Below are 17,617 nucleotides of genomic sequence, written 5' to 3' on the forward strand. Positions count from 1 at the left end.
GGCTTTCGGGCATGCCCTCTGATCCTGGGGCCCCATGAGTCGAATCCTCCTAGTCTCCGCCAATCTGACCCTGGAGCCCTACCCGGTCTACCCCCTGGGGATGGCGGTGGTGGCGGGGTCGCTGGCCGCGCGGGGCCACCTGGTGGAGCAGTTCGACTTCCTGGCCGCGGGCGCCTCGGCGGCCGCCTTCACGGCGCGCGTGCGCGATTTCGGCCCGGACTTCCTGGGCATCTCCATGCGCAACCTGGACACCTGCGATTCCCTGGTGGATTCAGACTACCCGGCCGTGGCGCGGCGCCTGGTGGAACTGGCCCGGACCTGCACGGACGCCCCCGTCATCCTGGGGGGCCCGGCCTTCACGATCCTGCCTGAGGCGATCCTCGCCTACACGGGCGCCGACCACGGCGTCGCCGGCGAAGGGGAGGGCGCGGCGGCGGACCTGGTGGAGGCCCTGGCCGCGGGCCGGACGATGCCCCGCATCCACCGCAATGCCGGCCTGGCCCCGGAGATGGCGGCCCCGCGCTACGACGAGGCCATCGTGCGCTTCTACCAGGAGGCCTCGGGTCTCCTGAACATCCAGACCAAGCGGGGCTGCTCCCACCAGTGCGTCTACTGCAACTACCCGGCCCTGGAAGGGTCGGCCTACCGCGCGCGGGACCCGCGCGCCGTCGTCGACGACCTGGAGGAGGCCCACGCCCGCTTCGGCCAGGCCGACTTCTTCATCGCCGACGCGGTGTTCAACGACCACGGCGGCCAGCACATGGAGGTGGTCGAGGAGCTGCTGCGCCGCGCGCTGCCCATAAGGTGGTCCTGCTACATGCGCCCCAGCCTGCTGCGCGAAACGGACCTGCGCCTCATGGCCAGGGCCGGCCTGCGCGCCGCCGAACTGGGCACGGACGCCACCACCGACGCGACCCTGCGGGCCCTGGGCAAGGGCTTCACCTTCGACGAGGCGGTGGAGGCCAACGAGCTCTTCGTGGCCTGCCGCGTCCCCTGCGCGCACTTCGTGATGTTCGGCGGGCCCGGGGAGACCGAGGCCACGGTCGCCGAGGGCCTGGCCAACCTGCAGCGGCTGCGCAGAACCGCGGTCTTCGCCTTCTCGGGCATCCGCATCTTCCCCGCCACCGCCCTGCACCGCCTGGCCCTGCTGGAGGGCAAGGTGGGGCCGGACACCGACCTGCGCGAGCCTGTCTACTACCACGCCGCCGGTGTGGACGTCAGGGCCATGGAGGCCCGCATCGAGGCGGCCTTCCGGGGCCACAGGGACCGGTTCTTCCCGCCCGAGCGGGGCCGGGAGCGCATGACGGCCCTGCAGGCCATGGGGTTCCGGGGGCTCATCTGGGATTCCCTCATCCGCTACCCGAAGGATGCGCAGCCGTGCTGAACTACCGGAAGATCCTCCTCATCCATCCGCTCGGGTACCGCGCCGGCGCCGCCGGGCAGGACATCTCCCGGGTCGCCAACCTCATGCCGCCCCTGGGGCTGGCGAGCCTGGCGGCGTACCTGGACGCCCGGGGCATGGAAACCGCGATCATCGACTGCTTCGCGAACCCGGATTCCGACGGCCTCATCGAGGCGCACCTTCGCGCCGAGCGCCCGGGCTTCGTGGGCTTCAGCTGCACCACCTCGAGCTTCCTGGACGGCGTGCGCATCGCGGAGCTGGCCAAGCGGGCCTGCCCCGGGGTCCTGAGCGTCTTCGGGGGGCCCCACATCTCGGCCCTGAAGGAGCGCCTGCTGCGGGAGTACCCCGCCATGGACTTCGCCGTGGCCGGCGAGGGCGAGGAGACCCTGCGCGAGCTGATGGACGGCGGCTTCGAGACGCCGGCCCAGGTGCGGGGCCTCATCTGGCGGGACGGCCCGGACGGGGACATCCGCTTCAACGGCTACCGGACCGGGCTGGAGCTGGACAGCCTCCCCTTCCCCGCCTACGGCAAGCTCGCGGGTTTTCCGGGCGCCTACAAGCTGCCCATCTTCAACTACCCCACCGTCCCCAACACCAGCTGCATCTCCAGCCGGGGCTGCCCCTACGCGTGCTCCTACTGCGACCGGAGCGTGTTCCAGCGCAGCTTCCGGTCCAACTCGGCGGAGTACCTCTACGACCACATGCGCATGCTGCGCGGGCGCTTCGGCATCCGCCACATCAACTTCTACGACGACCAGTTCACCCTGGACCGCCGGCGGGTGGAGCGGCTCACGGACCGGCTCCTGGCCGAACCCCTGGGGATGACCTTCAACTGCGCCGTGCGGGCCGAGCACATCGACCCGGACCTGGTGGGCCGCATGAAGCGGGCCGGGTGCTGGATGATGAGCCTGGGTATCGAGACCGGCGACGCCGAGCTCCTGGCCCGGCACCGCCAGAACCCCGACCTCGAACACCTGGCCGGAAAGATCCGCACCATCAGCGCCGCGGGCATCCGCACCAAGGGCCTGCTCATGATCGGGCTCCCCGGGGAGACCGAGGCCAGCATCCGCCGCAGCATGGACTACGTCTTCTCCCTGCCCGTGGACGACTTCAACCTCGCCAAGTTCACGCCCTTCCCCGGTTCGCCCATCTACGACGGCATCCGCGAGCTGGGGGACTTCGACGAGGACTGGGAGAAGATGGACTGCATGAACTTCCAGTTCGTGACCCGCGGCATGACCCGGGAGCGGCTGGAGGAGCTGTTCCGGGAGTTCTACGAGCGGCACTTCAAGCGGCCCAAGGTGCTGTGGGGCTACGTCACCATGCTCTGGCGTTCCCCCGACAGCTGGCTTCGCTTCCTGGCCGGACTGGGGAGCTTCCTGCGCTTCACCCGCTCCACCCGGCGCATGATGGCACGGGAGGACTAGTGGAGCCCGGCCGGATCGAGTGGCGGATTCGAGGCATCGGAACCCGGTGGCAGCTGGGCTTCTTCCACGGGCTGATCCGGCTGGCGGGGCGGTCCGTGGCCTACGCCCTGGCGGACCTGGTGAGCCTCTACTACACCCTCACCCGGCCTTCCATCCGCCATCGGTGCCGGCCGTACCTCGCCCACCGGTTCCCCGGGCGCACCGGGCTCCGGCGCCTGGTGGACACCTTCCGCCTGAGCCGCACGTTCGCGCGGCTCATGGTGGACCAGGCCGCCCAGCGGATCCTGGGCCGGGGGGAGTTCATCACCCACCTGCGGGGCCGCGCGGACCTGGCGGCCCTCCTCGCCGAAGGCCGGGGCCTGGTCATCGTCACCGCCCACGTGGGGGCCTGGCAGCTGGGCATGGCCAACCTCGCCCACCTGGACCGCCCCATCTCCGTGCTGGCGCGGTTCGACGCGGGGGACGCCAGCTCCCCCTTCCAGGCCTTCGCCGGCCGCGACTTCCGGATCATCGACCCGGAGGCCTTCCTGGGCGGCGTCCCGGACATGCTGGGCGCGCTGCAGCGCGGCGAGGTCCTGTGCCTCATGGGGGACCGGGCCTGGGGCGCCAGCGGCGGCACCGTGGCGGTGGACTTCCTGGGCGGCCCGGTGCCGCTGCCCTTCACCGCCTACAAGCTGGCCTCGGCCACCGGGGCGCCCGTGGCGGTGCTCTTCCCCTTCAAGCCCGGTCCGGACCAGTACGAGATGCAGCTGGCCGCCGTGGTCCGCGTCCCGCCCGGCCTGGGACGGGCCCCGGAGGCCTACCTCCCCTACGCCGCCGCCTACGCCCAGGCCCTGGCGGGCTTCCTGGACGCCTATCCCTACCACTTCTTCAACTTCTTCGACCTGTGGGCCGGAGAGACCGGCCCCCGGTGAACGCGACGCCATGCGCTTCCTGATCCTGCCGGGCAGCAACGCCCTGTCCCACCTCGCCAAGGGCCTGGCCCTGCGGGAGGCCCTCCTGGCCAGGGGCCACGAAGTGGCCTTCGCCACCACCCCGGCCCGCTCCCCCTTCCTGGCGGAACTGGGCGTGCCCCACCACCTGCTGCCCGACCTGCAGGAGGCCGACCAGGGGTCGGCCCCGGCCTACGCCTGGTTCCGCCAACCCGAGCGGTTCCTCCGGGTGGTCCAGGCGGAGCGGGCGCTCATGGCCGAGGTGCGGGCCCAGCGGGTCGTGGGCGTCTTCCGGTTCACGGCCACCACCTCCGCGGCCCTGGCGGGCCTGCCCTGCGACACCCTGGCCTGCGGCTGCATGATCCCGGCCTTCCGGGGCGTCCTGGGGTTCGGGGAGGGCGAGCCGGGGGCGGCCGAACAGGGGGTGTTCCTGGAGGCCTTCTTCCGCGGGGCGGCCCGCCGGGTGTCCATGGCCCTGGGGGCCCTGGGCCGGCCGGCCGTGCAGGATGCGCGCGCCCTCCTGCTGGGCGGCCGCACCTTCCTGTGGGACACCCCCGGCTTCCAGCCCCTGGCCGCCTCGGAAGGCCTGGAACACGTGGGCCCCCTGGCCTGGAATCGCTGGCCCCGGGCGGGCGGGGCGGTTCCCGGCGCGCCCCTGGCCGTCCTCTCCATGGGCACGGCCCTGCCCCCGGGCGCGGGACCCGCCCGACTCCTTGATAGGCTGCTGGCCCTGGGCTACCGGGTCGCCCTGGCCGGCGGGGGCCACCCGGCTCCGGACCGGAACGACCCGCGCATCACCGCCTACACCTACGCCCCCATGAACGGCCTGCTGGAGCGGGCCGCCCTCCTCGTCTGCCACGGAGGCCAGCAGACCGTCTTCGAGGCCCTGGCCCACGGCGTGCCCGTGGGCGTCTTTCCCTTCCACCCGGAACAGGCCCAGAACGGGCTCTGCCTGGAGCGGCTGGGGGCTGGCGCCCGGCTGGTTCCCCCCACGGTCTTCTGGGGGTCCAGCGACGTCTATGCCCGGGCCCTGGAGGCCATGGACGATGCGGAGCTGGACGCCCGCATCCTCGCCCTGCGGGACCTGACCGCCCGCACCCCGGACCCGGGCCTGGACCGGGGAGCCGAACGTCTGGCGGAACGGCTGGAGACCTGATGCGCATCCTCCTGGTGCACGGCTACACCGGATCCCCCGCGGATCTCGCGCCCCTGGCCGAGGCGCTGGACGCGGTCCTCGGGCCCGGGCACACCCGGCTGGCGGCCCTCCATCCCCGGTGGCGGGGCGGCCCGCCGCCGCCCTTCGACCGGGAGGCCTTCCTGGCGCTCCTGAGAGCCGAAGCCGAAGGCGGCCGTCCCCTGGTGGTGATCGGCCACTCCACCGGTGGCACCCTGGCCCTCCTGGCCCGCCTCGAACCCGACCTCCTGGTCCTCCTGGGCACCCCGCCCCGGGTGGGCCTGGACCACCTGGCGCGCCTCCAGGCCGCCACCCGCCCCGGAAACGAGGCGCCCGGGCTCCTGGATCTCGCCCGGCTGGTAAAGGCCGTCAACGAGGCCGGCGCCGCGGGTCTTCCGCCCGGGACCCTGGTGGTGCATGGGGAGGCCGATCCCCTGGTGCCCCCCGAGGACCTGGCGCACTGGGGCCCGGCGGCGCGGCCGGTAGGGGTGCCGGGGGCCGGGCACCACCTGCCGGCGGCCCCGGTCCTGGCCGCGATCCTCGAAGCCCTGCCCCCCGCCCTCACCGGCCCCGACCAGGAACGGCTCCGGCTCCTGGAACCCCAGGTGGCCCGCTTTGCCGATCGGGTGCCCGGGGGCTGGCAGGTCCTGGGCCGGAGTCCTTCGGCCCGGCGGGCCCTGAGGCCCGGGACGGGCCTGCCGCCGGACCTGGGACCGTTGGCCCCGCCCCCGGTGCTGGCCAACCTCGAGGTCACCACCCGGTGCCCCCACGCCTGCCCCTCCTGCGCCCGGGCCACGGGCGCCCCCCACCGGGGCGACCTGAACCGGTTCCAGGAGGTCCTGGACCGCCTGCCCCACGCCTCCCGCCTGACCCTGGTGGGCCTGGGGGAGCCCACGCTCCATCCGCGCCTGGCGGAACTGGTGGCCCTGGCCGCCGGGGAGGGCCGCGGCGTGGGCCTGGTGACCAGCGGCGCGGCCCTGACCCCGGACCTGGCCCGGAGCCTGGTCCAGGCCGGACTCGGGGGGGCCACCTTCAGCCTGGACGCGGGCGAGGCCGACCTGGCCGGGCGGCTGCGCCCCGGCGTGCCCTTCGCGCGGACCCTCGCCCACCTGACGGAGGCCGCCCGGATCTTCGGCGACCGGGTGCCCCGGGCGGTGTTCACCGCCGTGGGCACGGCCAACGCCCGGCACCTCGCTCCCGTGGCGGACCTGGCCCTCGCCCTGGGCGCCCGGGCCTGGATGCTGTCGGACCTGAACTTCGACGCCAACCGGGACCGTTCCCTGGCCGGGGCCGCCACCGGGGAAGACCGGACGGCCATCCGGGAGGCCGTGGACGGGGCCATGGCCGCTGGTCTGCCCGTTCTGCACGTGCGCGGACTGGAGGAACTGGGCAAGCCCTTCCGTCTGCGGGAGCTGCTCCTGCGCCCGGTGGACGCGCTTTGGAGCCGAAGCCCCGGCCACGCCAACTGCCTGTCCCCCTGGCAGACCCTCGCCCTGGGCGCCGACGGCACGGTCACGGCCTGCGATTGCCAACCCGGTGAGGAGGTGGGCAACCTCTTCGAAACGCCGTTCCAGGCCCTGTGGAACGGCCCGGGCATGGTCCGCCTGCGGCAGGAGCTGCTCGCCGGGACGCCGCGGGCGGCGTGCCGCCACTGCCCCCGGCTCTGATGTATACTGGGCATTCCCCTGCCCGGGGCCTTAACGTCTGCCGGAGCGCGCGTTAGCTACCACAACCGCCGGGCGTCCCCCCAGAGCCGGAGCCCGCCATGCCCCCCAAGACCCAGGAAGAGATTCTCCAGTGGGTCCGCTCCGCCCTGAAGACGAACTTCCATCTGGACCCGCGCTCCGTGCGCATGGACTCGAACCTCTTCACCGACCTGGGCCTGGACAGCATCGACGAGGTCGAGCTGGCCCAGCACATGCAGGAGTACACCGGGCGCCGCCTGGCGCCGGAGGAGTTCCGGGTGCTGTGCACCGTGGAGGACGTGGTGGTCTCCGTGCAGAAGATGCTGGAAGCCTGAGCGCCATGGGGCGCCTTGCGGGCCTTTTCGCGGAGGACCGGCCGCAGGCCTCGGTGGTGGCCCTCACGGGCCAGGGACCCCGCACCTTCGGGGAGCTGGCCCGGGGCGCCGCGACGGCGGCCGGGAAGGCCGCGGCGGGGGGCCGCTGGCTGCTGGCCTGCGAGGACCCCTTCGCCTTCGCGGCGGGCTTCCTGGGCCTGGTCCAGGCCGGGTGCGTGCCCGTTCTTCCCCCCAACCTGCTGCCGGGAACCCTGGAGGCCCTGAAGGCCGACGGCCTCCTCCGGGACGCGGACCTGGCCGCGCCCGCGGACGCCCTGCCGCCGCCCCGCGTCCTGGCGGACGTGCCGGTGGAGTTCTGGACGTCCGGGAGCACCGGCGCCCCCAAGCAGGTCCTGCGGCGCTTCCAGGATCTGGACCGGGAGGTGGAGATCCTGGAAGGGCTCTTCGGCCCGCTCCCGGGAACGGTGGCCGGCACGGTGCCCCACCTGCACATCTACGGCTGCCTGTTCCGGGTCTTCTGGCCCCTGGCCACGGGGCGGCCGTTCCTGTCGGAGCCCTGCGGGGATCCGGCCCGGTTCCTGGCCGTGATGGCCTCCCGGCCGGTGCTCGTGAGCAGCCCCGCGCACCTCGCCCGGCTGCCCAGGCTGCTGGATCTGGGCGGCCTGGACCTGCCGGCGGTGTTCTCCTCCGGGGGCGCCCTGGGCCGGGAGGACGCCCTGGCCTGGCGGGCCGCGGCCCCCGGCGGGGTGGTGGAGGTGTACGGCAGCACCGAGAGCGGCGGCATCGCCTGGCGGAACCCCGGGCCCGATCCCGCCTCCTCGCGGTGGACCCCCTTCCCCGACATGGCCCTGGCCGCCGCGGAGGACGGCGCCCTGCTCCTGCGCTCGCCACGGGTGGAAGCCGGGGGCCTGCGCATGGAGGACGCCGTTTCCCTGGAGGCCGACGGCCGGTTCACCCTGCTGGGGCGCCTGGACCGCGTGGTGAAGATCGAGGAGAAGCGGGTCTCGCTGCCCCAGGTGGAGGAGGCCCTCAAGGCCCATCCGCTGGTGCGGGACGCGGCGGTGGTGGTGCTGGAGGGCCGGCGCCGGATGCTCGGGGCGGCCGTGGTTCTGGCCGGAGCGGCGGACCTGGAGGACCCGGCGGCGCGCCGCGCGCTGTCCGATCGCCTAGGCGCCCATCTGGCGGGCACGCTCGAGGGGCCTGCCCTTCCCCGGCGGTGGCGCTTCGTGGCGGAACTGCCCAGGGACGCGCGGGGCAAACTGCGGGCCGAGGACCTGGCCGGCCTTTTCACCCCCTCGGGTAATGCCTGAAATATGATGACGCCTGCATTAAGATGGGTTTCCAGCCCTGAAGCCAACCGGAGATTCCACCCATGACCACCGTCAATCCCACCCGGGACGAGATCCTCACGCAGCTGAGGACCATCCTCGCCAGTTCCTTCGACCTGGCCCCGGAGCGCATCACCCTGGAGGCGCATCTTTTCACCGACCTCGATCTGGACAGCATCGACGCCGTGGAGCTCGCCATCCAGCTGCAGGAGATCACCGGGCGGCGGGTGAAGGCGGAGGAGTTCAAGCACGTGCGCACGGTCGCGGACGTGGTGGAAGCGGTCCACCAGATGCTCCAGGTCAAATGAGGTTCCCCGGAAGCGCCCGGGCCATGCCAGCCGGGCCCGACGGCAGCATCACCTTCGCCCTGGACCTGGACCCCGGCCTGCTGGGCTTCCAGGGGCACTTCCCGGGGAACCCGATCCTCCCCGGCGTCGTGCAGGTGGACTGGGCCGTGCATTTCGGGATGGAGGCCTTCGGCCCCCTGGGCGCGTTCCGGGGCGTCGAGCACCTGAAGTTCATGAACGTCATCCGGCCCGGCGAGGACCTCACGCTCACCCTCGCCCTGGACCCCGCGCGGGAAAACCTCAAGTTCAGCTTCCAGGACGGTGCCGGCCGGAAGGCCGCCGGCATCCTCCGCTTCCAGGGAAACGCCTAGATGGGCGCCGTCACCGTGGGCCTCGCGCCGCTGCGCATCGAGGACGTGGTGGACGTCGCCACGGGGTCCCGGTCCCTGGCCCTGGCCCCGGATCCGGCCTTTCGCGCGCGCATCCAGGCCGGGGCGGCCATCCTGGCCGGCCTGCTGGAAGGCGGCACCGAGGTCTACGGCGTCACCACCGGCTACGGGGACTCCTGCACCACCGCCGTGCCGGCTTCGCTGGTCCCGGAGCTGCCCACCCACCTCACCCGGTACCACGGCTGCGGCCTGGGCCGGATCCTCGACGAGGACGAGACCCTGGCCGTCCTCGTGGCGCGCCTCAATTCCCTGGCCCAGGGCTTTTCCGGCGTCCGGTGGGAGCTGCTGGAGGCCCTGGAGGGCCTCGTGGCGCACCGGGTGCTGCCCCGGATCCCCGCCGAGGGCTCCGTGGGCGCCAGCGGCGACCTGACCCCCCTCTCCTACGTGGCGGCCACCCTCATCGGCGAACGGGAGGCCACCTTCCGCGGCGAGGCGCGGCCCGCCCGGGAGGCCCTGGCCGAGGCGGGCCTGGCCCCCCTGCGCCTGGCCCCCAAGGAGGGCCTGGCCCTCATGAACGGCACAGCGGTCATGACCGGGCTGGCCTGCCTCGCCTTCCACCGGGCCTCGTACCTGGAGCGCTTCTGCTGCCGGCTCACGTCCCTGGCCGTGGCGGCCCTGCGGGGCAACCGGGACCACTTCCACCCCCGGCTCTTCGCGCTCAAGCCCCACGCGGGGCCCCAGGCCGCCGCAGCCCGGATCCACGCCGACCTGGGCGGACCCGCCGAGGACCAGGCGGTGCGCCTCCAGGACCGCTACTCCATCCGCTGCGCGCCCCACGTCATCGGCGTCCTGGGCGACGCCCTCGCCTGGATCCGCCGGGACGTGGAGAACGAGCTCAACAGCGCCAACGACAACCCCCTGCTGGATCCCGGCGACGGGCTCCTGCTTCACGGCGGGCACTTCTACGGCGGGCACATCGCGTTCGCCATGGACGGCCTCAAGACCGCCGTGGCCAACCTGTCGGACCTCATGGACCGCCAGCTGGCGCTGCTGGTGGACGCCCGCTACAACAACGGCCTCCCCCAGAACCTCTCGGGGTCCCTGGGCCCCCGGGCCGCCATCAACCACGGCCTCAAGGCGGTGCAGATCGGCGCCAGCGCCTGGACCGCCGAGGCCCTCAAGCTCACGATGCCCGCCTCGGTCTTCTCCCGTTCCACGGAGTGCCACAACCAGGACAAGGTGAGCATGGGCACCATCTCCGCCAGGGACGCCCTGCGGGTGCTCGAACTGACGGAGCAGGTGGCCGCGGCCCTCGCGCTGGCCGTGGTGCAGGGCCTGCGCCTGCGGGAGCGCCAGGGCGACGCGGCGGTGGAACGGCTCGGGCCGGGCGCGAAATCCTTCCTGGAGTCCTTCGCCTGGCTCCCCTTCCTGGACGAGGACATCGCCCTGGACACCACCCTGCGGTCCCTCATCGCCGCCATCCGGAACCAAGCCTGGAGCCTCTACCCATGAAACCCATCCTCACCGGCGAGACCGTCCTCGAGGTGCCCTTCCACGACGTGGACGCCATGGGCGTCGCGTGGCACGGCCACTACGTCAAGTACCTGGAGATCGCCCGCACCGCCATGATGCGCCAGGTGGGCCTGGACTGGCAGCAGATGAAGGACTGGGGCGTCATCTGGCCCGTGGTCACCTGCAACCTGAAGTACATCCGCCCCCTGAAGTACGGCCAGAGCGTGCGCGTCCAGTGCAGCCTCCTGGAGTACCAGCAGCGGATCCGCATCACCTACCTGCTCTCCGACGCCCTCACAGGCGAGCGCGTCAACAAGGCCGAGACCGTCCAGCTGGCGGTGGATTCGGCCACCGGCGAGCTGCTGTTCGAATGCCCCAGGGTGCTCACCGAGGCCCTGGAAGGGGCCCAGGCATGAGGCGCGCCGCCTGGCTCGTCCTTGCCCCCGCCCTGTGCGCCCAGACGGTGCCCGAGGCGCTCACGGCCCACCTGAAGGCCACCTCGATCCTGCACGCGGACTTCACCCAGACCCGCAGGCTCGCCGCGCTCTCGCGCCCCCTGAAATCCTCCGGCAGCCTCGTGGTCTCGCGGGAGCTTGGCGTGCTGTGGCGCATGGCCAGGCCCCTGCCGCTGACCGTGGCCGCCGGTCCCAAGGGCGTCCTGGAAGTGGACGGCGCGGGCCGGAGGACGCTCCGGACCGCCAAGGACACCCCCATGGTGGCCCGCATGGGCGAGATCATGAAGTCGCTCCTCGAGGGCCGGTGGAGCGCCCTGGACGGGCTCTTCACCGTCAAGGGCGAGTCCGGCAAGGACGGCGCCTGGACCATCCTGCTGACCCCCGCGCCCCAGACCGCGGCCTTCATCAAGGCCGTGCGCATCCGCGGCGCCGCCTTCATCGAGACCATCCACGTGGATGAGCCCTCGGGCGATTCCATGGACCTGACCTTCCTCAATTTCCGCCCCGAGGTACCGCTCACGGCCGAGGAACGGCGCCTCCTGGCGTTCGAGTAGCCGGTGCGCGCCCGCGGCTGGATCTGGATGGCGCTGCTGGCGGGCCTGGCGGTCTTCGCCGGCCTGCGCCTGGCCTCGGGCCGGGCCATGGAGACCGACCTCCTGGCCATGCTCCCGGAGACCGAGAAGAACCCCGTGGCCGAACAGGCCATCCAGACCCTGACCCGCACCACCCAGGAGCGCATCGTCCTCCTGGTGCGCGGCGCGGACCCCGCCGACAGCAGGGCCGCCGCCCTGGCCCTGGCCCGGGACCTGGAGGCCGCCCGGGTCTTCCAGGACGTCTCCTGTGAGCTGCCCCCCATCGACCCCGGCGAGCTGGTGCGCTTCTACGCCCCCTACCGGTACCGCCTGGCGGCCCCGGAACTCCCCTCCGGGGATCTCGCCCCCGCCATCCAGGCCCGCCTGGTCTCCCCCATCTTCTCCGGCATGCCGCCGCACCTGGATCCCCTGGGGGCCTTCGGGGGCTTCCTCTCGAGCCTGCCCTTCCAGTCCACGGGCCTCGAGCTCCGGGACGGGCTCCTGGCCGTGACGGCCCCCGACGGCCTCCACGTGATGGTCACCGCCGGCCTGCGGGGCTCGGCCTTCGACCCCGCGGTCCAGGCCCGCAGCCTGCGCGCCGTGGACGCGGCCGCCGCGCGCATGGCCCGCCCGGGCCGCCAGCTCCTGCGCACCGGCGTCATGTTCTACGCGGCCGACGCGCGCCTCAGCGCCGAGCGGGAGATGAACCTCATCAGCCTCCTGTCCACCCTGGGCATCGTCGGCCTCTTCGCCCTGACCTTCCGCTCCGTGCGCCACCTGGCCCTGGGCCTGCTCTGCGTGGCCGCGGGGCTCGTGTCGGCGGTCGCCGTCTGCCTCCTGATCTTCGGCAAGCTCTTCCTCCTGACCCTGGTCGTCGGCTGCACCGTCATGGGCGTGGCGGTGGACTACGCGTTCCTGTACTTCGCCCACCACCTGGGCGCGGGGGAGGCCTGGGAACCCGGGCCGGCCCTGCGGCGCATCCTCCCCGCCCTGCTCCTGGGACTGGTCACCAGCCTCCTGGGCTACGCGGCGCTCCTGGCCGCGCCCTTCCCGGGCCTGCGCCAGATCGCGGTGTTCTCCATGGTGGCGCTGGCGGGTTCCTTCCTCACGGTCCTGCTCGTCCTGCCCTCCCGGCTCGCGGCGCCCATGCCCCCCCGGCCCGCCCTGGGGGCCGCCCTGGCCCGCGTCCTGGCGCGGATCCAGGCCTGGTCCGGGCACCGCCGCACGCCCCTGGCCGTGGCCGCGGCCGTCCTGGTGCTGGGCGCCGGCGCGTCCCTGTCCCGGGTGGACGACGACGTGCGGGGCCTCATCCTGCCGTCCCAGGCCCTTCGCCGGGACGAGGCCCGCATCCAGGAGCTGCTGAAGATCTCCACCGCCGGGGCGTTCTTCCTGGTGGAAGGCGCCGACGAAGGCCAGGTGCTGGCCCGGGAGGAGGCCCTTCGCGCGCGCCTGCCCATCCCCGGGGTGGCGGGCCTCATGGCCGTCTCGGCCTTCGTGCCCTCCCCGGCGAGCCAGGAAGCCGCCCTCGCCCGCAACCGGGAGGTCCGGCCCGCCCTGGCCAGGGGCATGCTGGACGCGGGCTTCCGGCCCGAGGCGGTCGCGTCGGCCCAGGAGGCCCTGGGAACGGGCCCCCTGACCGTGGAGGCCTACCTGGCCACGCCCTTCTCCATCCCCCTGCGGCAGTTCTGGCTGGGCCGCACCCGACACGGGTACGCCTCGGTGGTCCTGCCCACCGGCGCCCCCGAGTCCGCCGCCCTGTCCCGGGCCTGCGTGGGCCTGCCGGGCGTGACGCTGGTGGACAAGGCGTCAAGCGTCACCGGCCTGCTGGCCCACTACCGCCGGGTGGCCGCCTGGGCCCTGGCCGGCGCGGTCCTCCTGGTGGGCCTGCTCCTGGGCGCCTGGTACGGCGCCGCGACGAGCCTGCGGCTCCTGGCGCCGGCCCTCCTGGGGATGCTGGCCGCCCTGGCCGCGGGGGCGGCCCTGGGCTTCCCCTTGAACCTCTTCACGATCATGGCGCTCATCCTGAGCCTGGGCCTGGGGGTGGACTACACCGTCTTCCTGCGGGAGCGCGACGCCGCGGGGACCTCCGCCCTGCTGGGCGTGGTCCTGGCCAGCGGCAGCACCCTGATATCGTTCGGCCTCCTCGCCATAAGCCACACCCCCAGCCTGCGCGCCTTCGGCGTCACCCTGGCCATGGCGGTGCTGGTGGCCACGCTCACGTCCTTCCTGGCCCTGGGGGAGCGCGCATGAGACTCGCCCTGCTGCTGGCCCTCGTCCTGACGGGCTGCGCCTTCAAGCCCTCCCTGCCCTACACGCTCCAGCCCGCGGCCACGGGGCCGGCCTACTTCGCGAACCAGGAGGTGGTGTTCCGCCGGCCCGGCGCCAGCCCCGAGCGGCTCCTCACCGCGGTGGAGAACGACGGCCGCCGCCTCTCCGTCGTCGCCTCCTCCCCCATGGGCCAGACCCTCTTCGTCCTCACGGTGGAAGGCGGCCCCGCGGTCCTGGACGCCCGCGTGCCCCTGCCGGCCTCGTTCGACCCCAACCTCCTCCCCGCCCTCATCCAGCTCAGCGACTGGCCCCTGGAGGAAGCCCGCAAGGGCCTGGCTCCGGGCATGGAGCTGCGGGAGGCCGGCCCCCTGCGCACCCTCCTGCGCAGGGGCAGGCCCCTGCTCACCCTGGACCGGCAGGGCCCCGCGCCCCCGTACCGCACCATCGAGCTGCGGGTGCCCCCCATGGACCTGGAAGCCACCATCACCACCCTGGACGACTGATGATGCGACCCGCCGAGGACCTCCTGGTCCACCGCCCCCCCATGCTCCTCCTGGACGCCGTCCTGGACCACGGGCACGACTGGATCCTGGCCCGGGCCCGGGTGGACCCCGGCGCCTGGTACGCCGACGGGGAGGGCGCCATGCCGGCCTGGTTCGGACTGGAGCTCATGGCCCAGGCCATCGGGGCCTACGGCGGCCTGGAGAAGCGGGCGCTGGGAGGGGAGCCCCGCCTGGGCTACCTCCTGGGGACCCGGGCCTACGCGTGCACCCGTCCCTCGTTCCCCGCGGGCTGCGAGCTGAGGATCCATGCGAAACTGAAGTACCTTGACGATGCGGGCCTGTCGGCCTTCCAGTGCGGCATCACGCTGGAAGGCGAGGAAGTCGCGACGGCCATCCTGAAGACCTTCGAGGGGGAGCGACCGTGATCCAGACCCCACCCCAGCGCGTGCTCGTCACCGGCGCCAGCGGCCGCATCGGCCGGGCCATCGCCCTGCGCCTGGCGCGGGACGGCTTCCACGTCACCGCCCACGCCCGCAGCCGGGGCGCGGAGGCCGAGGCCCTGGCCGCCGAGATCATCCGGGCCGGAGGCTCGGCCGACGTGACGGTCTTCGACGTCACGGACCGCGAAGGCGCGCGCAGCGCCCTGGAGGCCAAGGTGGAGGCCTTCGGCCCCTACTACGGCATCGTCTGCAACGCGGGGATCACCCGGGACAACGCCTTCCCGGCCCTGTCGGAGGAGGACTGGGACCTGGTGCTGCGCACCAGCCTGGACGGGTTCTTCAACGTGGTGCACCCGCTGACCATGCCCATGATCCGTCTGCGCGCGGGGGGCCGCATCGTCTGCATCGCCTCGGTGTCGGGCGTCATCGGGAACCGCGGGCAGGTGAACTACAGCGCCGCCAAGGCCGGCCTCATCGGCGCCGCCAAGGCCCTGGCCGTGGAGCTGGCCGGCAGGGCCATCACCGTGAACTGCATCGCCCCGGGCCTCATCGCCTCCGAGATGCTCGCCGAGGTGGACATGAGCTACGCCATGGCGGCGGTGCCCATGAAGCGCGTGGGCCAGCCCGAGGACGTGGCGGACCTGGCGGGGTTCCTGTTCTCGCCCTCGGCGGGCTACATCACCCGGCAGGTCATCGGCGTCAACGGCGGGATGATCTGAGCCTGGCCGCCGCGGCGGCCAGGGCGAAGGCGGGGGCGCCGGGCTGGGCGCCCCAGGGCCAGGGGCCGGCCGCGGCCCCGGCCTCCTCCAGGGTGCAGCAGCCCGGGCCGTCCTCCTCCCGGGCCGAGAGCAGGAGGAAGGCCGCGCCCTCCCCGGCCACGGGGCCCGGCCCGCTCCGCGCCCAGAGGTAGGCCATGAGCTCGGAGAACTCGTCCACCGCGCCCACCAGCACGCGCTCCGCCCGTCCCTCCTGGAGGAGGAGCCGCGCCGCCATGAGCGCCGAGGGCACCATGCCCTCGAAGCCGCTGAGGGTGAGGCAGGGGCCGGTGATCCCCATGAGGATGCCGATGTGGGCCGCGGGCGTGTTGTGCAGGGAGGCCGCGAAGTGGATGGGGGAGGTGCACGGGTCCCCGTCCTGGATCATGGAGTCGATGAGGCTGAAGGTGGTGGCGGTGGGGCCGTACCCGCTGGCCACCACCAGGGCCAGGCCCTCCGGGGTGCGGCCCGCGTCCTCCAGGGCCAGGTAGGCGCCCAGGAGCGCCATGCGGGAGAAGTGGTCCACCCGGCGCAGGGCGCGCCGAGGCACGAAGCGCTCCAGGGGATCGGTGGCGGCCAGGAAGGCCGGGATCTCGCGTGTTCCCTCCCCCCAGGGGATGGCCAGCGCGCCCGGCGCGCCGGGGGCCAGGGCCAGGTTCTCCGCGCCGCAGCCGAAGCCGCCCACCGCGCCGATGCCCTGCACCGTGACGTTCACCTCGGGCCTCCGAACGCCAGCACCGCGTTGTTCCCGCCGAAGGCCAGGGACGAGGACAGGGCCACCCCGCCCGTGAAGGACGTGGCCTCCCGCACGGGCTCGGCGCCGCCCAGGGCGGGGTCGGGGGTGCGAAAGCCCGCGCTGGCCGGGATCCGGCCCGCCTCCAGGCAGGCCACGGTGAAGGCCGCCTCGATGGCGCCCGCGGCGCCCAGGGTGTGGCCGGTGCAGCCCTTGGTGGAGAGGAAGGGGACGCCGGGAAGGACGTCCCGCAGCACCAGGGCCTCCACGCGGTCGTTGTCGGGGGTGGCCGTGCCGTGCGCGTTGACGAAGGCCACTTCGGCGGGGGCGATCCCCCCCATGGCCCCGGCCAGGGCCCTGCGCAGGCCGGCGCCGTCGGGGCTGGGGGCGGTGGGGTGGTAGGCGTCGCAGGAGGAGCCGTAGCCCAGCACGAAGGAGCGGGCCCGGCGGCGCGTGCCCGGGGCCTCCAGCACCAGGAGGGCGGCGCCCTCGCCCAGGTTCAGCCCCTGGCGGTCCCGGTCGAAGGGGCGGCAGGCCTCCTCCGAGGTGATCTTCAGGGAGATGAAGCCGTTGAAGGTGATCCGGCTCAGCTCGTCCGCGCCCCCGGCCAGCACCACGTCGCAGAGGCCCGCGCGGATCCAGGAGGCGCCCAGCCCGATGGCGTCCGTGCCCGAGGAGCACGCGTTCACCACGGTCTGGCAGGGGCCCGCAAGGCCCAGCTCCAGGGCGAGCGCCTCGGCGGGATTGCTGCGGAAGATGCGCTCCATGGGCTCCAGCCCGGGGTGGCCCCCGGCGCGGTAGGCCCGGCAGAAGGCCTCGTCGTTCAGGGCGCAGCCCACGGTGGTGCCGATGATCACGCCCGTGCGCGCCCGGGGCAGGTCCTCCGGCGCCAGCCCCGCGTCAAGGAGGGCCTCCCGCGCGGCGTGGAGCAGCAGGCCGCTGGTGCGCAGGCGGCGGGGATCGCTTTCGAAGTCCAGGACCTCGAAGACGGGATAGCTGGCGGGATGGCCGCTGGCGAACCGCGTGGCCGGGGCCGGGCCCGGACCGCCCGCGAACAGGGCCCCGAGGCACGCGGGAAGACTCTTGCCGGCCGCGCAGATGCATCCCAGGCCGGTGACCGGGATCATGCGTGGAGGCGCCCGTCGATGAAGGCGGCCAGGGCGTTGATGGACTGGAAGGCGGGCTTGCTCTCCTCCATGCTCTTGAGCTCGATGCCGAAGTGCTTCTTGAGCAGCATGACGATCTCGACGGCATCCAGGGAATCCAGGCCCAGGCCCTCCCGGAAGAGGGGGGCGTCGTCCTGGATGTCCTCGGGGCTCATCCCCTCCAGGTTCAACTCTTCGATCATGACCTTCTTGAGCTGGTCCTTGATTTCCATTCGGCTTTCCTATCGGTCAGGGGGTTTCCCAGGGTCCTGCAT

At 73.4% G+C, this 17,617-nt stretch carries 19 protein-coding genes; 16 read left to right on the top strand and 3 right to left on the bottom strand.

The features are described from left to right. The first annotated feature begins 34 nt into the window (after positions 1-34). The 16 genes from RAH40_RS11230 to fabG all read left to right on the top strand — a co-directional run bounded on the left by RAH40_RS11230 (position 35) and on the right by fabG (position 15,428). On the top strand, positions 35-1,384 hold the full coding sequence (locus tag RAH40_RS11230) for a lipid biosynthesis B12-binding/radical SAM protein (RefSeq protein ID WP_306602212.1): 1,350 nt from the start codon (positions 35-37) through the stop codon (positions 1,382-1,384). After that, positions 1,378-2,829, top strand: coding sequence for a B12-binding domain-containing radical SAM protein (locus RAH40_RS11235; protein WP_306602213.1), 1,452 nt, complete (start codon positions 1,378-1,380; stop codon positions 2,827-2,829). Before RAH40_RS11230 ends, RAH40_RS11235 begins: the two co-directional genes overlap by 7 nt. Beyond that, the gene (locus RAH40_RS11240; RefSeq protein WP_306602214.1) at positions 2,829-3,743 is read left to right on the top strand and encodes a hypothetical protein; all 915 of its coding nucleotides are present in this window, start codon (positions 2,829-2,831) and stop codon (positions 3,741-3,743) included. Before RAH40_RS11235 ends, RAH40_RS11240 begins: the two co-directional genes overlap by 1 nt. A 10-nt stretch (positions 3,744-3,753) precedes the next feature. Further along, positions 3,754-4,917, top strand: coding sequence for a glycosyltransferase (locus RAH40_RS11245; protein ID WP_306602215.1), 1,164 nt, complete (start codon positions 3,754-3,756; stop codon positions 4,915-4,917). Then, on the top strand, positions 4,917-6,602 hold the full coding sequence (locus RAH40_RS11250) for a radical SAM protein (RefSeq protein WP_306602216.1): 1,686 nt from the start codon (positions 4,917-4,919) through the stop codon (positions 6,600-6,602). The genes RAH40_RS11245 and RAH40_RS11250 overlap by 1 nt, the downstream gene beginning before the upstream one ends. Before the next feature lie 98 nt (positions 6,603-6,700). Continuing rightward, positions 6,701-6,955: an acyl carrier protein gene (locus RAH40_RS11255; RefSeq protein ID WP_306602217.1), complete on the top strand. Its 255-nt coding sequence runs from the start codon at positions 6,701-6,703 to the stop codon at positions 6,953-6,955. Positions 6,956-6,960: 5 nt separating this feature from the next. After that, entirely contained in the window at positions 6,961-8,265 is a 1,305-nt protein-coding gene (locus RAH40_RS11260; RefSeq protein WP_306602218.1) for an AMP-binding protein, read from the top strand. Positions 8,266-8,327: 62 nt separating this feature from the next. Then, on the top strand, positions 8,328-8,591 hold the full coding sequence (locus tag RAH40_RS11265) for an acyl carrier protein (protein WP_306602219.1): 264 nt from the start codon (positions 8,328-8,330) through the stop codon (positions 8,589-8,591). A 23-nt stretch (positions 8,592-8,614) separates the two neighbouring features. After that, positions 8,615-8,941 carry a 3-hydroxyacyl-ACP dehydratase FabZ family protein gene (locus tag RAH40_RS11270; RefSeq protein ID WP_306602220.1) on the top strand — a complete coding sequence of 109 codons (327 nt, stop codon included), beginning with the start codon at positions 8,615-8,617 and terminating at the stop codon, positions 8,939-8,941. Beyond that, positions 8,942-10,471, top strand: coding sequence for a histidine ammonia-lyase (hutH, locus tag RAH40_RS11275; protein WP_306602221.1), 1,530 nt, complete (start codon positions 8,942-8,944; stop codon positions 10,469-10,471). Further along, positions 10,468-10,887 (top strand): thioesterase family protein, encoded by a 420-nt coding sequence (locus RAH40_RS11280; RefSeq protein WP_306602222.1) that lies wholly within the window; start codon positions 10,468-10,470, stop codon positions 10,885-10,887. Before hutH ends, RAH40_RS11280 begins: the two co-directional genes overlap by 4 nt. After that, entirely contained in the window at positions 10,884-11,480 is a 597-nt protein-coding gene (locus RAH40_RS11285; RefSeq protein WP_306602223.1) for an outer membrane lipoprotein carrier protein LolA, read from the top strand. Before RAH40_RS11280 ends, RAH40_RS11285 begins: the two co-directional genes overlap by 4 nt. Before the next feature lie 3 nt (positions 11,481-11,483). Beyond that, positions 11,484-13,748, top strand: coding sequence for an MMPL family transporter (locus RAH40_RS11290; protein WP_306602224.1), 2,265 nt, complete (start codon positions 11,484-11,486; stop codon positions 13,746-13,748). Then, complete coding sequence (locus tag RAH40_RS11295; protein WP_306602225.1) at positions 13,745-14,269, top strand: DUF3261 domain-containing protein; 525 nt, start codon at positions 13,745-13,747, stop codon at positions 14,267-14,269. Before RAH40_RS11290 ends, RAH40_RS11295 begins: the two co-directional genes overlap by 4 nt. After that, the gene (locus RAH40_RS11300; RefSeq protein WP_306602226.1) at positions 14,269-14,694 is read left to right on the top strand and encodes a hypothetical protein; all 426 of its coding nucleotides are present in this window, start codon (positions 14,269-14,271) and stop codon (positions 14,692-14,694) included. The genes RAH40_RS11295 and RAH40_RS11300 overlap by 1 nt, the downstream gene beginning before the upstream one ends. Next, a complete protein-coding gene (gene fabG, locus RAH40_RS11305; RefSeq protein WP_306602227.1) occupies positions 14,691-15,428 on the top strand; it encodes a 3-oxoacyl-ACP reductase FabG in 738 nt (245 codons plus the stop codon). The genes RAH40_RS11300 and fabG overlap by 4 nt, the downstream gene beginning before the upstream one ends. Here fabG and RAH40_RS11310 read toward each other — a convergent pair. The 3 genes from RAH40_RS11310 to RAH40_RS11320 are packed head-to-tail and all read right to left on the bottom strand — an operon-like array spanning position 15,409 to position 17,575. Further along, a complete protein-coding gene (locus tag RAH40_RS11310; protein WP_306602228.1) occupies positions 15,409-16,179 on the bottom strand; it encodes a beta-ketoacyl synthase chain length factor in 771 nt (256 codons plus the stop codon). The two genes, fabG and RAH40_RS11310, sit on opposite strands and share 20 nt — an antisense overlap. Then, positions 16,176-17,324 carry a beta-ketoacyl synthase gene (locus tag RAH40_RS11315; protein WP_306602229.1) on the bottom strand — a complete coding sequence of 383 codons (1,149 nt, stop codon included), beginning with the start codon at positions 17,322-17,324 and terminating at the stop codon, positions 16,176-16,178. The genes RAH40_RS11310 and RAH40_RS11315 overlap by 4 nt, the downstream gene beginning before the upstream one ends. Next, positions 17,321-17,575, bottom strand: a complete 255-nt coding sequence (locus RAH40_RS11320; protein ID WP_306602230.1) for a phosphopantetheine-binding protein — start codon at positions 17,573-17,575, stop codon at positions 17,321-17,323. The genes RAH40_RS11315 and RAH40_RS11320 overlap by 4 nt, the downstream gene beginning before the upstream one ends. Positions 17,576-17,617 lie beyond the last annotated feature (42 nt).

Origin of the sequence: Geothrix sp. 21YS21S-2 (assembly GCF_030846775.1) — a bacterium.
GTDB lineage: Bacteria > Acidobacteriota > Holophagae > Holophagales > Holophagaceae > Mesoterricola.

What these genes read in the sequence shown, in the direction of transcription:
- RAH40_RS11285 (WP_306602223.1), top strand. Translation starts at nt 10,884, where the DNA reads ATGAGGCGCGCCGCCTGGCTCGTCCTTGCCCCCGCCCTGTGCGCCCAG.
- RAH40_RS11320 (WP_306602230.1), bottom strand. Translation starts at nt 17,575, where the DNA reads ATGGAAATCAAGGACCAGCTCAAGAAGGTCATGATCGAAGAGTTGAAC.
- RAH40_RS11245 (WP_306602215.1), top strand. Translation starts at nt 3,754, where the DNA reads ATGCGCTTCCTGATCCTGCCGGGCAGCAACGCCCTGTCCCACCTCGCC.
- RAH40_RS11230 (WP_306602212.1), top strand. Translation starts at nt 35, where the DNA reads ATGAGTCGAATCCTCCTAGTCTCCGCCAATCTGACCCTGGAGCCCTAC.
- RAH40_RS11255 (WP_306602217.1), top strand. Translation starts at nt 6,701, where the DNA reads ATGCCCCCCAAGACCCAGGAAGAGATTCTCCAGTGGGTCCGCTCCGCC.
- RAH40_RS11270 (WP_306602220.1), top strand. Translation starts at nt 8,615, where the DNA reads ATGCCAGCCGGGCCCGACGGCAGCATCACCTTCGCCCTGGACCTGGAC.
- RAH40_RS11315 (WP_306602229.1), bottom strand. Translation starts at nt 17,324, where the DNA reads ATGATCCCGGTCACCGGCCTGGGATGCATCTGCGCGGCCGGCAAGAGT.
- RAH40_RS11300 (WP_306602226.1), top strand. Translation starts at nt 14,269, where the DNA reads ATGATGCGACCCGCCGAGGACCTCCTGGTCCACCGCCCCCCCATGCTC.
- hutH (WP_306602221.1), top strand. Translation starts at nt 8,942, where the DNA reads ATGGGCGCCGTCACCGTGGGCCTCGCGCCGCTGCGCATCGAGGACGTG.
- RAH40_RS11265 (WP_306602219.1), top strand. Translation starts at nt 8,328, where the DNA reads ATGACCACCGTCAATCCCACCCGGGACGAGATCCTCACGCAGCTGAGG.
- RAH40_RS11260 (WP_306602218.1), top strand. Translation starts at nt 6,961, where the DNA reads ATGGGGCGCCTTGCGGGCCTTTTCGCGGAGGACCGGCCGCAGGCCTCG.
- RAH40_RS11280 (WP_306602222.1), top strand. Translation starts at nt 10,468, where the DNA reads ATGAAACCCATCCTCACCGGCGAGACCGTCCTCGAGGTGCCCTTCCAC.
- RAH40_RS11295 (WP_306602225.1), top strand. Translation starts at nt 13,745, where the DNA reads ATGAGACTCGCCCTGCTGCTGGCCCTCGTCCTGACGGGCTGCGCCTTC.
- RAH40_RS11250 (WP_306602216.1), top strand. Translation starts at nt 4,917, where the DNA reads ATGCGCATCCTCCTGGTGCACGGCTACACCGGATCCCCCGCGGATCTC.